The sequence below is a fragment of the Geobacter argillaceus genome (assembly GCF_007830735.1).
GTDB classification, from domain to species: domain Bacteria; phylum Desulfobacterota; class Desulfuromonadia; order Geobacterales; family DSM-12255; genus Geomobilibacter; species Geomobilibacter argillaceus.
The window spans coordinates 121,397-133,900 of the sequence record NZ_VLLN01000003.1; the positions used below are offsets into that span (position 1 = coordinate 121,397).

General features: G+C 59.9%; 7 protein-coding genes and 2 riboswitches. Of the genes, 4 read left to right on the forward strand and 3 right to left on the reverse strand.

Annotation, left to right across the window (positions count from 1 at the left end; translation table 11 throughout):
* Positions 1–33: 33 nt before the first annotated feature.
* Together JN12_RS03485 and trpE are read right to left on the reverse strand one after the other, a co-directional pair.
* Positions 34–603: an aminodeoxychorismate/anthranilate synthase component II gene (locus JN12_RS03485; protein WP_145018228.1), complete on the reverse strand. Its 570-nt coding sequence runs from the start codon at positions 601–603 to the stop codon at positions 34–36.
* Positions 603–2,081 (reverse strand): anthranilate synthase component I, encoded by a 1,479-nt coding sequence (gene trpE, locus JN12_RS03490; protein WP_145018231.1) that lies wholly within the window; start codon positions 2,079–2,081, stop codon positions 603–605. Before trpE ends, JN12_RS03485 begins: the two co-directional genes overlap by 1 nt.
* Before the next feature lie 338 nt (positions 2,082–2,419).
* On the opposite strand from trpE, the gene JN12_RS03495 reads away from it, so the two are divergent.
* On the forward strand, positions 2,420–3,298 hold the full coding sequence (locus tag JN12_RS03495) for a DUF2156 domain-containing protein (RefSeq protein WP_145018234.1): 879 nt from the start codon (positions 2,420–2,422) through the stop codon (positions 3,296–3,298).
* Positions 3,299–3,322: 24 nt separating this feature from the next.
* On the opposite strand, the gene JN12_RS03500 is transcribed toward JN12_RS03495, so the two are convergent.
* A complete protein-coding gene (locus tag JN12_RS03500; protein ID WP_145018237.1) occupies positions 3,323–5,614 on the reverse strand; it encodes an ATP-binding protein in 2,292 nt (763 codons plus the stop codon).
* Positions 5,615–5,942: 328 nt separating this feature from the next.
* Between JN12_RS03500 and htpG the strand changes: the two genes are divergently transcribed.
* From htpG to JN12_RS03515, 3 genes are all read left to right on the forward strand, one after another.
* Positions 5,943–7,889: a molecular chaperone HtpG gene (htpG, locus tag JN12_RS03505; RefSeq protein ID WP_145018240.1), complete on the forward strand. Its 1,947-nt coding sequence runs from the start codon at positions 5,943–5,945 to the stop codon at positions 7,887–7,889.
* A 364-nt stretch (positions 7,890–8,253) separates the two neighbouring features.
* Positions 8,254–8,330, forward strand: a riboswitch (cyclic di-GMP riboswitch).
* An 86-nt stretch (positions 8,331–8,416) separates the two neighbouring features.
* Positions 8,417–9,268 (forward strand): hypothetical protein, encoded by an 852-nt coding sequence (locus JN12_RS03510; RefSeq protein ID WP_145018243.1) that lies wholly within the window; start codon positions 8,417–8,419, stop codon positions 9,266–9,268.
* Between the two features lie 188 nt (positions 9,269–9,456).
* A riboswitch (cyclic di-GMP riboswitch) is annotated at positions 9,457–9,533 on the forward strand.
* Positions 9,534–9,677: 144 nt separating this feature from the next.
* Complete coding sequence (locus tag JN12_RS03515) at positions 9,678–12,347, forward strand: c-type cytochrome (RefSeq protein WP_145018246.1); 2,670 nt, start codon at positions 9,678–9,680, stop codon at positions 12,345–12,347.
* The last annotated feature ends 157 nt before the right edge of the window (positions 12,348–12,504 follow it).

A 12,504-nucleotide genomic window follows, 5' to 3' on the forward strand; every position in this document is an offset into this window, starting at 1 on the left:
TTCCGGGCGAATACAAGATTCGCCCCTACACGATCACCGTGTCATTTCCAGGAAGTTGCGCAGGATCGCCATCCCGCCTTCCGTAAGGATCGATTCCGGATGAAACTGGACTCCCCAGAGCGGCAGCTCCGTGTGGCGCAGCCCCATGATCTCCCCCTCCTCAACCCAGGCCGTGACCTCCAGGCAGGACGGGAGGGTTGCCCGCTCCACCACCAGCGAGTGGTAGCGGGTGGCGTTGAACGGATTGGGGAGGCCGGCGAACAGCTCGTGGCCATCGTGATGGATCGGCGAGGTCTTCCCGTGCATGAGGGTGGCGCTCCTGACGACCATGCCGCCAAAGGCGGCGCCGATGGACTGGTGGCCCAGGCAGACGCCCAGGAGCGGGATCTTTCCGGCAAAGTGCCGGATGGCTGCCACCGAAATCCCCGCCTCCTCGGGCGAACAGGGACCGGGCGAGACCACCAGCCGCTGCGGCGCCAGTCGTTCGATCTCTTCCAGGGATATCCGGTCGTTGCGGTATACCTGGACCTCTTCACCCAGCTCACCGAAATACTGGACAATGTTGTAGGTGAACGAGTCGTAATTGTCGATCATGAGCAGCATCAGTCGAGCCCCTTTTCAACGGCTTCTATCGCCTTCACCACACCCATCGCCTTGTTTCGGGTCTCCTGGTATTCGGCCGCCGGCACCGAGTCGGCCACGATGCCGGCGCCGGCCTGGAGATGGATCTTGCCGTCCCGCACCACCAGGGTGCGGATGACGATGGCCAGATCCATGTTCCCGGAAAAGGAGAAGTAACCGACTGCGCCACCGTACACCTCCCGCCGGCACGGCTCCAACTCGTCGATGATCTCCATGGCCCTGACCTTGGGTGCGCCGGACAGGGTGCCGGCCGGAAACGTTGCCCGGACCAGGGAGTAGGCGTCCTCGTCGTCGGCAAGCTCACCCTGCACATTGGAGACGATATGCATGACATGGGAATACCGCTCCACCGTCATCAGTTCCGAAACCCGGACCGATCCGGTCCGGCAGACCCGTCCCAGATCGTTGCGCCCCAGGTCCACGAGCATGACATGTTCGGCCCGCTCCTTCGGGTCGGCAAGGAGCTCTTCCTCCAGCTGCAGGTCCTCATCCGGCGTACGGCCGCGGGGGCGGGTGCCGGCGATGGGGCGGAGTTCCACCTTTGTCCCTTCCTTCCGGACCATGACCTCCGGGGATGCCCCCACCACGATGGTGTCGTCCAGGCGGAGGAAAAACATGTACGGCGAGGGGTTCATGGTGCGGAGCATCCGGTAGATGTCGAACGGATCGACGGTCAGGTCGCCGGAGAAGCGCTGGGACAGTACCACCTGGATGATATCGCCGCTTCGCACATACTCCTTGGCCCGCTCCACGGCCGACTCGAACTCTTCCGGTTCCATGTTGGCCTGCCACGCGAGCCCCTGTGGCTTAGGCCCGGCGGGAAGCGGCGGCAGCGGCCCCTTCAGCTTGGCGATCAGGGTGTCAATGGCCGTTGTCGCGGCGGCGTAGGCCTCGGCCGTGGTCTGGCTGCCGTCGAGGTGGGCGTTGGAAACGACCTGGATCTTCTGGCGGACGTTGTCGAAAATGACGATGGTGTCGGTGATGAGGAAATAGCTGTCCCAGGCGCCGATGAAGGCCGGCTTGTCGTTCTCCAGCCGCTCGAAGAAGCGGACCATGTCGTAGCCGAGATAGCCGACGGCCCCGCCGAAAAAGCGGGGGATGCCGGCGATCTCCACCGGCTGGAAGCGGGCCATATGATCCCGGATATAGCCGAGCGGGTCGTCGGTCTCAATACGGCGCGGCTTCTGGCCGGCTTCGAGGAGCTCCACAAGGCGCCCCCTGGAGCGGATGACCGTTGCCGGTCCGGCCCCCAAAAAGGTGTAGCGGCCCCATTTTTCTCCACCCTCGATACTTTCCAGCAGGAAGGCGTAACGGCCGTCGTCGATCTTGCGAAAGGCGGTGACCGGGGTATCCATGTCGGCCATGATTTCGCGGCAGACCGGGATCAGGTTCCCCTGGCCGGCCAGGGTCGTAAAGCTGTTCAGGTCGGGGAAATACATCGTAACTCCGCTCTCGTGAACTAAAAGTAGTGTCCAACCGGAAAGTCCGGATGTGACACTACCAGTTTCCGATTCGGAAACGAGGGATTTTTTGTCCTGGCAAGGAAATCAAGGGATTGTGCGGAGGCGTACTTCTGTACGCCGCACAAGCAAGCCCGCAGATTGACACCGCCGGGGCGAAAAAGGACCGTTTCCGAGCGGAAACTAAAGTAAATAGTAACTATCACAGTGAGCCCGGCTTCTGCAAACCTATTTGTACAGAGGAGATGTCATGACAACAGGTTCCGGGTGGCAGGTGACAGCTTTGCCATTATACTGGAGCATGAAAGGACCAGACCATGACGATCCCCACCTACCCCGAGCGCCGCCCCCTGGCGCTGTCTGACAAAGGACTTCTGGACAAGCTCTTTGCCCGGCTTCAGCCACAGCTCTCCGAATGCACCTTTGCCGGACTCTACCTTTTCCGGCAACCCCACGACTATCATCTCACCCTCGTCGGCAATGCCCTGGTGGTGCTGGGCCGGGGATATGACGGTAATCCATACTTCCTCCCGCCGCTCTCGGGAGACATCAAAGATGCCACCCGTATCCTGCTGGCCCATGACGAGACCCTGTATGGCGCCGACGAACCGTTCGTCAAGCGCTACTTGGCCGATATCGCCGTACAGGTCAGCGAAGATCGCGACAATTTCGATTATCTCTACCAACGCCAGGAACTGGCCGAACTACCGGGAAACCGGTATCACAAAAAGAAGAACCGGATCAATTACTTCACGGCCCGCCATAGCCATGCGGTCGAACTGTTCGGACCGGCCCACCGGGAGGGAAGCCTGCTCCTGCTGGACGACTGGTTAAAGTCAAGGAGGGACGAGGAGCAACGGACCCTGGTGTCGGAAACCGCAGCAACCGCCGAGGCTTTGGAACTCCATGAACCGCTGGATCTGCAGGGGGTGGTGGTACTGGTAAATGGCGAGGTAAAGGGTTTTGCCCTGGGGGAGCGGTTGAACACTGAAACCGCTGTCTGTCACTTCGAAAAGGCTGACCCGTTCATGGAAGGGCTGCCCCAACTGGTTAACCGTGAATTCAGCCGTCTCCTCTTCAACGACTGCCGCTTCATCAACCGGGAGCAGGACTTGGGCGAACCGGGTCTACGGGCAGCAAAACTTTCCTACCATCCGGTCGGCTTTGTACGAAAATATCGCATACGGGCAACCTGACGGAACACTATTTACGTGCAGGACTCAGGATTCGGCCCCGGATTCATCGGCCAAGGTGAAGGAAAACGTTGCTCCCTGGCCCACAACCCCTTCGGCCCATATCCGGCCGCCGTGGCGAAGAATGATCCTCTGAACCGACGCCAGGCCGACCCCCGTCCCCTCGAACTCGGCGCCATGGAGCCTCTGGAATGGTGTGAACAGCTTGTTCACATAGGTCATATCAAACCCAACGCCGTTGTCCCGGACAGAAACAACCTTTACTCCATCACGCTCCTCGGCCCCGAAAACGATCTCCGCATGCTCCTTGCGGGAACTGTACTTCCAGGCGTTCCCCAGCAGGTTCTGGAGCACCAGCCTGAGCAGCCGGGAGTCACCGGTCACGGTCACGTTCTCCGCAATCGTACAGTGTATCTGCCGGTCAGGCGATAACTCCCGCAACTCCTGGCATATCGTCTGCGCCAAGGCACTCAGATCGACCGTATCCCAGTGCATCTCCTGGCGGGAGACCCGTGAAAGTTCAAGCAGGTCGTCAATGAGATCTCCCATCCGGTCCGAGGCTTCGTAGATCCTCTTCAGATAGTGCTGGGCCTCCCGGGGGACCTTATCGCCGAACTCTTCCACCAGTATCCTGCTGAAGCCGCTCATATGGCGTAGCGGTGCCCGGAGGTCGTGAGAAACCGAGTAGCAGAACGATTCCAGCTCGCGGTTGGCGGTCTCCAACTGCAGGGTCCGCTCCCGAACACGCTGCTCCAACTCTCTGTTCAGTCGATATATCTCGGCTTCCGCACGTTTGCGGTCGGTAATCTCCCTGACCAGTTCGATGCCGGCAACGATATGTCCTGCCCCGTTTCGTACCGGCGACGCGGTAATCTCGAAGTAGTGGTCACCGTCAGCCTTCTGCACCGTCTGCAGCAGGGTATGGACCCTACCGTCTTCTAAGGCGAGGCGCACCTGGCAGCTGTCGCAGACCCGGTCCCGCTTCTGGTAGCACTTGTAGCAGTACCCGCCCTTGGCATCCCCGACCATCTGCTTGTGGACCTCGTTCTGGAAAATGACCCGGTACTCCAGGTCCTGGATGGAAATACCATCGCCAATACAGGCAAGGATCGACTCCAGCTTGTTCTTCTCGGCCAGTAGCTGGTCCTGAGACTTCATATATTCATCCACCTGCTGCCGCAACTCCTCCTCAACGGCCGCCATCTCCTCGTTACGGTCCTGAAGCTGCCGTTCCCGGTCCCGGACAGCGTGGGCCATTGACTGGAAATGGTCGTTCAAGCGACCGATCTCCCGATATGTCGGGTCCGGCAGCTCGATATCGTAGCTGCCGGCCGCCAGTCGGCTGCTGGTCTCCACCAGGAGCTGCACCGGCCTCGTTACCCGACGAACGAACTGTGCGCCGAGGAGCATGGCGAGCGCCCCGGCCACAACCACCAGGAGTAAGTTACGCAGAAGCAGGCTGTTTGGCTCAGCCACAATGAACTCTTCGGAAAAACCGGCCCTCACGTAGAAATACGGCTCGGTGTTCGGAGAGAGTCTCAGACGCTTGAAGGCGTAGAACGCCTTGGCCCCCCCTTCGTCCTTACTGAAGAACGTATCCTCATCCCGCGGGGACACGCTCATCCTTTTGAAAAGAAACGAGTCATCCGGTCCGCCCACGGCGTTGTCCCTGAAACCGGTCCGATACAGGATTGTTCCCCGGTGATCGGTGACGACCAGTTGCATCCCTTTTTCCGGCAACTGTCGTCCCAATATGTCTGCAATGCGGTCAAGGTCGTAGCCGGCCTGCAGTATCGCCAGCAGTTCCCCGGATGGCGAAAGCACGGGGTAGGCGTAATTGATCATCGGCTGCCCGGTCACCCGGCTAATGATGTATTCGCCGACGACAAAGTCCCTGCTTGCCATGGCATAGCGATAGTACCTACGATCAGCCACCGAAAGCAGCCGTGGCAGCGTTATGTAGGACGACGCAAACGGAGAACCGTCCGTACCATAAGCATCCATCGAACTATAGATGGGAGCTTTTTTGAGGATACTCCTGAAGAGACGGCTACAGAGTTCCCCATCGCGCGTATGCACTTCGGGGGTTTCGGCAAGGGTGATCAGCATGCTGCGCGTCCCTTCGACGAAACTTTGCAGGGTAAGCCCCTCGTGACGGACGATGGCAAGGGCATGCTCCTTGGCGTCCTTGAGTGCCTGTTTCTGCATTTCCACGCCGGCATAGATGATGATCGCCAGGGCCGGCAGTAGTGCCACCAGCACCATGACCATCAGGTGGGAGCGTATTGAAGGGGAACGAAATCGATTTTGGGTTGTCATAAATAGGTGATCCCGACTGGTTCAACAACCTTGAAACGCCATCGACAACTGTTAGCTCCTGCCACATGATACTAAGACCCGTTTCGGCAGAAAGTGTCATAAAATTAAAAATATCTGCACGTTCCGGATTCCTTCCGGGCGTAACTCAGACTAAATAGCTGTCCACGCGACGACCGATTCAGTTTAAAACTGTATATTCAGCATGTTATCAGACATCGCAAACAACTCCCCACTTCTCGGCGGCAGAAAAATCATCCGGTCCCTTGCTTTTCCCGTCAGTAATGATTAGTTTCGTTCCTGAAATAAACCAAAGGAGAGTCGATACACCATGTCCAAAACCACCAAGCAGTTCCAGACCGAGGTCCAGCAGCTCCTCGACCTGGTCATCCACTCCCTCTACTCCAACAAGGACATCTTCCTCAGGGAACTGGTCTCCAACGCATCCGACGCCATCGACAAGGCCCGCTTCGAGGCCCACTCCAATGAGTCCATCCTGGAAGGCAACAGCGACTGGCAGATCAAGATCATCCCCGACAAGGCCGCCGGCACGCTCACCATCAGGGACAACGGCATCGGCATGGCGCCGTCCGAGGTCGAGGAAAACATCGGTACCATCGCCCGCTCCGGCACCAAGGCATTCATGGAAGCGCTGAAGGAAGCCAGGAACACGGACAACCCGGAGCTGATCGGCCAATTCGGGGTCGGCTTCTACTCCTCCTTCATGGTTGCCGACAAGGTCACCCTCACCACCCGCCGGGCCGGCGACCCCAAGGTTGGCTGCCGCTGGGAGTCGACCGGTGACGGCACCTATACCGTCGAGGAGTGTGAAAAGGAGAGCCGCGGCACCGAGATCGTCCTGCACCTGAAAGAAGAGACACGGGACTACCTGGATGAGTGGAAGATCCGCAGCATCATCAAGAAATACTCCGACTACGTCCAGTACCCCATCGTCATGGACATCACCCGGAAGGAGCCGGCCACCGGCCTCGACGGCAACGTCATCGAGGGTGGGGGCGAGATCGAGAAGGTCACCGAGGAGACCCTCAACTCCATGAAGGCGATCTGGACCCGTCCCAAGAGCGAGGTCACCGAAGAGGAGTACACCGAGTTCTACAAGCATATCTCCCACGACTTCGAAAAACCGTTCCGGACCATCCACTACTCGGCGGAAGGGACCAGCGAATTCAAGGCCATCCTCTTCCTCCCGGCGAAAAAACCGTTCGACATGTTCATGCCGGAGCGGAAAAGGGGGGTCCATCTCTACGTAAAACGGGTTTTCATCACCGATAACTGCGATGCCCTGCTGCCCGACTACCTCCGCTTCGTCCGGGGGGTGGTCGACTCCAGCGACCTGCCGCTCAACGTCTCCCGGGAGATACTGCAGGAAGACGTGCAGATCAAGCGGATACAGAAGAACCTCGTGGGGAAGGTCCTTTCCACCCTGGCCGAGGTCAAGGAGAAAGAGACCGAAGCGTACCAGCAGTTCTACAAGGAATTCGGCCCGGTCCTGAAGGAAGGGCTCCATTTCGACTTCGCCAACAAGGACAAACTCCAGGACCTGATTCTGTTCGAGAGTTCGACCGCCGGGGCCGGCACGCTGGTCTCCCTCAAGGAGTATGTGGAGCGGATGCCGGAGGGACAGAAGGATATCTACTTCATCACCGGCACCAGCCGGGCACTGGTGGAGCACTCGCCGCACCTGGAAATCTTCCGCAAAAAAGGGTACGAAGTCCTGTTCCTGACCGATCCGGTGGACGAGTGGGTGGTCCAGACGCTGACCGAATATGACGGCAAAAAGCTGCGCGCGGTCGACCGGGGCGACCTGGAGCTGGCCGGCGAGGACGAGAAGAAGGAAGAGGAGTCCCGCAAGGAAGAAGCGAAAAAGCAGTACCAGGGGCTCCTGGACTGCATCACCGGCAACCTGAAGGAGCAGGTCAAGGAGGTCCGCTTCTCCAGCCGCCTGACCGACAGCGCCTGCTGCCTGGTGGCCGACGAGTACGGGCTGAACGCCAACATGGAGCGGATCATGAAGGCCATGGGCCAGGATGTCCCGGAAAGCAAGCGGGTTCTGGAACTGAACCCGGACCACCCGCTTCTCCAGGTCCTGGGGAGCATGTACGAGCAGGACAAGGCCAATCCGCGCCTTGCCGACTACTGCGAACTATTGCTGGACCAGGCGCTGCTCACCGAAGGGTCGCCCATCGCCGACCCGCTCCGCTTCACGAAACTGGTGAGCGAGTTGATGGTCACCGCCGGTTCGGGTAAACCTGCGTAATATTCTGTTACCTTCAGCCTCCGTCCCATCGGACCCAAAGGGCCTAAAGGACAGAATGCCTGTAGCCGGGGGATTAATCCCCCGGTCCCCGGTAATGAATTGGTTTTTCCCTTCAGTCACGTACGTGACAAAAATCATCTGCCCCCCACGTAGCCCGGCGATAAATCGCCGGGCTACCGGCATTCTGTCCCTACGGGACGTAATACGACAAAGCCAAACCAAGCAAAAGCCTCAATAAATTCAGATTGTTACCAAACCGTAACACAGCAAACCTTGACTTTGATGACTGGAGGGGCTACAGTGCGTTCTCATTAAACACTAAATAGTGCGTGACCGGCAGCAGTCAGCCACGCACCGTTTTGATAGACGATACTACTAAACCATCCGCGAGGATGGGGCGGAAAGCCCACAGGGTCTCACCGAGACAGCCGGGTCGCCGAACTATCTTGATCGATAGTACTGCGACCCGGCTTTTTTGTTTTGGGGGTATAACCTGACGACAGCAGTGAAGAACAGGAGGAAACCACATGAAACTGAACGATAAAATCAAGAATATGGCGGTGTTCATCGAATTTCTCGCCGGCGCCGGCCTGGCCATCTTCTTCCACCTGGTACTCGACAACCCGATGGCGGCCTATGTCATCTTCGGCATCGGCATCCTGCTCTCCCTGGCCACCTACCTGCTCCGGGAGGATCTGGCAACCGTACGCCACGAGCTGACGAGCGAGTACCACCAGGCCCACGAGATCACCTTTGCCCTGGCAGGCATCGTCGACCCGGAGTGCCGGGTGCGGGCACAGGAACTCCTCGCCGGGGCCAAGCGGACACTGACCCTCCTCCAGCAAGGGTTCATCCCGCTGGACGAAACGGAATTCTACCTGGAAGGGGCACGGTGCGCCGATTGCGCGACCCACAGAATCAAGGCCGTCGATCCCCTGACCGCCGGTTGGAGCTCCCGGGGCGCCATGGTCAACTTCTTCCAGGCCAACATCAGGGCGCTTGAGCGCGGAGTGGCAATCACCCGCGTCTTCGTCGTCACCCCCGAGGAGTTGGCCGGCACGGAGGTACAGAAGGTGCTCGCAACCCACTTGGGACACGGTATCGATGTGCGCGTCGCCTTCCGCAGTGAACTCCCCCAGGCGAGCGAAATCAGCGGCCGCGACACCAACAGCCCCATCGACTTTGCCATCTACGACGACCAGATCGCAACCGAGGTCTTTCCCCAGACCGGCAGGTACTATGGCCGCAAAACCACCCAACCGGCCGAAGTGGATCGCTACCGGCGGCTCTTCGAGCTGGTCGAGCACAGCGCACAGGCCGTCAGCCTGATTGACGAGCGGGTATATCTCGTCTCGGAACTCCATAAGCTGGCATCGTAACCTGGCCGTACTGCACGGTAAATCAACCGTCTTCAGGCTATCAGACCACATCTGTGAAGACGGAAGCCCCTGTGCCAAAATTGGCAAAAGCTAAAATGTTCTTAACGGTAAATATTGCTGTTTGGTATTGACATCACGTACCGAATTACGGTAACGTCACCTTCAGTAAACGCAGTTCAGCAATAGATACACGACAATACTAAACCATCCGCGAGGATGGGACGGAAAGCCTAAAGGGTCTCTCTGAGACAGCCGGGTCGCCGAAATATCTAACCGATATACGGCCCCGGCTGTTTTATTTTCCGGCCGTCAAACGATCAGGGGCACAGGGATGTGCACACCCGGTGCCCCGATCAAGGAAAGGTCGAATTGTTCGGCCGTAACCTACGCCTGAAAAAGGAGAGACTCAATGCAGAAAAAAACCTTCTCGACCGTGTTGGCCATGGCACTCTCGGCCGCAGTCCTCATGCTGGCAGGATGTGGTGGCTCCGGAGGGTCGGCATCACCGACCGTGTCCGGCATTGCCGCCACAGGAAAAGCAATCGTCGGCAACGTACGGCTCAAGGATTCGGCAGCCACAACGCGGGAACTGACCTCGGCTACCGGCCCCGACGGCTCGTACGCCTTCAACGTCGCCGGTCTGACCCCTCCCTTCATCATCAAGGCGGAATGGACCACCAACAACGGCACCCAGTCCCTCGTCTCGTTTGCGGCCGCTCCGGGAACCGCCAACATCAACCCTCTCTCCAATGCCATCGTGGCCAATGCCGCCGGCGTAAACGATCCGGTCGCACTCTTCGATGCCCCGACACCAGCGGTGCAAAACAAAATCGCCGCTGCCATCGGCACTGCCACCAATGACCTGCAGAACCAGCTCAAACCGCTGCTCGCGGCATATGGGACCACTATCGACCCGATCAAGGGGGCGTTTGCCGCCAACCATACCGGCATGGATGCCATGTTCGATGCCGTGAAGATCACGCTTGCCAACGGCACCTTGACCGTCAGCAATGCTACCGCTCCCATCTTCACTGCCCCGGTAACACAGCTCACCAGCGGCGTCTTCGTCACTGCCAACATGCCGCATCCCTCTCCGATCGTGACCCCACCGGCCATGGACGGTGCCGCCCTCTATGCCTCCAACTGCGCCGGCTGCCACGGAGCCCTGGCCAAGTCGACCAAGCAGGGCGCTTCCGTGGCGCGTATCCAGTCCGCCATCAGTGCCGGCATAGGCGGCATGGGCTCACTCTCCGCCCTCAGCTCCCAGGAGATCCAGGCCATCGCTACTGCCCTGGCGACTCCAGCTACTACACCAACACCAACACCAACACCAACACCAACGACAACCACACCGGCACCCATTCCCGCCCCGCCGACAACGGCTGACGGCGCTGCCCTCTACACCGCCAACTGCGCCGGCTGCCACGGTCCCTTGACCACTTCCAGCAAAAAGGGGATCACCACCACCAGGCTGCAGGCAGCCATCAGCGGCAATATGGGCGGCATGGGCTTTCTTTCCACGCTATCAGCAGCAGATTCCCGGGCGATAGTAAACGCCCTGGCCAGCAGTTCCACCCCGGCACCTTCGCCCTCGCCCGTACCGGCACCTGCTCCAACTCCGGCTCCGGCACCTGCACCGATTGACGGGGCGTCACTCTACGCCAGCAACTGTGCCGGCTGTCACGGGGCTCTGGCCACCTCCGGCAAGAAAGGGATCACCCTCACCCGGCTGCAGGCAGCCATCAGCGGCAACATCGGCGGCATGGGATCTCTCTCCACCCTGACCGCTGCCCAGCAGCAGGCGATAGTTAATGCGCTGACCGTTACCGCTCCGGCACCTACGCCAGCCCCCTCACCGACACCGACACCGGCTCCTGCTCCAACTCCGGCACCGGCCCCTGCACCGATTGACGGGGCGGCACTCTACGCCAGCAACTGTGCCGGCTGTCACGGGGCACTGGCCTCTTCCAGCAAGAAAGGGATCACGCTGGCCCGCCTGCAGTCGGCCATCAGCGGCAACATCGGCGGCATGGGATCTCTTTCCACCCTGACCGCTGCCCAGCAGCAGGCCATCGTGAGCGCGCTGGCAGTAACCACACCAGCACCCGCTCCGGTACCCGCTCCGACGCCGGCACCCACACCAGTACCCACACCAGCGCCTGTTCCGGCACCGATTGACGGAGCGTCGCTCTACGCCACCAACTGCGCCAACTGCCACGGCATCCTGGCCAACTCCACCAAGAAAGGGATCACCCTTGCCCGGCTCCAGTCGGCCATCAGCGGCAATATCGGCGGCATGGGCGTCCTTTCCTCGCTCAGCTCAGCCGAGCAGCAGGCAATCGTGAACGTCCTGGCCGTCGTCACCCCCCCGCCAGCCCCTGCACCCACTCCCACGCCGGTACCGGTTGACGGAGCCGCCCTCTACGGCACCAAATGCGCCGGCTGCCATGGGACACTGGCCACTTCCACCAAAAAAGGAATCACCCTTGCCCGGCTCGACGCGGCCATCAGCGGCAACATCGGCGGCATGGGCACGCTCTCGACGCTCACGGCTACCGAAAAACAGGCCATCGTGGACGCTCTGGTCGTAACCACTCCGACTCCGACCCCGACTCCAACCCCGACGCCGACCCCGGCACCTGCTAATGGAGCAACGCTCTATGGCACCAACTGCGCCGGCTGTCACGGCCCCCTGGCCAGTTCGGCCAAGGCCGGCGCCACGACAACCCGTATCCAGACGGCCATCAACGGCAATGTAGGCGGCATGGGCTACCTCTCCACCCTGACTGCAGCCGATGTGCAGGCCATTGCCACGGCCCTGGCCACCATCACCCCGAGCCCGGCGCCGGCCCCTGCATGCGGGAGCTGTCACGCCATTCCTCCGGCAACGGGCCAACATGCAAGACATATCAACCTTAACCTTGCCACTTGTGCCACCTGCCATGGCACCGGCTACAGCACCACAACAGTGAACGCTGCCACGCACAACAACGGCGTCATCAACCTGACCACCACCATCGGGTGGGACGCAACGACGCGCAGTTGCTCGAACTCCTGCCACGGGACGCAGACGTGGTAGTTGCAGATGCAGTTGCAGACCATCGTCAATGATCTGTAATAGCCGCACATTTTAGAGCATAACAACAAACGGGGGGACAGATTGTCCTCCCGTTTGTTGTTGGCGCTTAAACCAAAGTTATTTATCCTCGCCCGTCCGCGAAGGACGGGCGCTCTTT

Excerpts from the sequence above, each read along its gene's own strand:
- JN12_RS03485 (WP_145018228.1), bottom strand. The coding sequence starts at position 603 with ATGCTGCTCATGATCGACAATTACGACTCGTTCACCTACAACATTGTC.
- trpE (WP_145018231.1), bottom strand. The coding sequence starts at position 2,081 with ATGTATTTCCCCGACCTGAACAGCTTTACGACCCTGGCCGGCCAGGGG.
- JN12_RS03495 (WP_145018234.1), top strand. The coding sequence starts at position 2,420 with ATGACGATCCCCACCTACCCCGAGCGCCGCCCCCTGGCGCTGTCTGAC.
- JN12_RS03500 (WP_145018237.1), bottom strand. The coding sequence starts at position 5,614 with ATGACAACCCAAAATCGATTTCGTTCCCCTTCAATACGCTCCCACCTG.
- htpG (WP_145018240.1), top strand. The coding sequence starts at position 5,943 with ATGTCCAAAACCACCAAGCAGTTCCAGACCGAGGTCCAGCAGCTCCTC.
- JN12_RS03510 (WP_145018243.1), top strand. The coding sequence starts at position 8,417 with ATGAAACTGAACGATAAAATCAAGAATATGGCGGTGTTCATCGAATTT.
- JN12_RS03515 (WP_145018246.1), top strand. The coding sequence starts at position 9,678 with ATGCAGAAAAAAACCTTCTCGACCGTGTTGGCCATGGCACTCTCGGCC.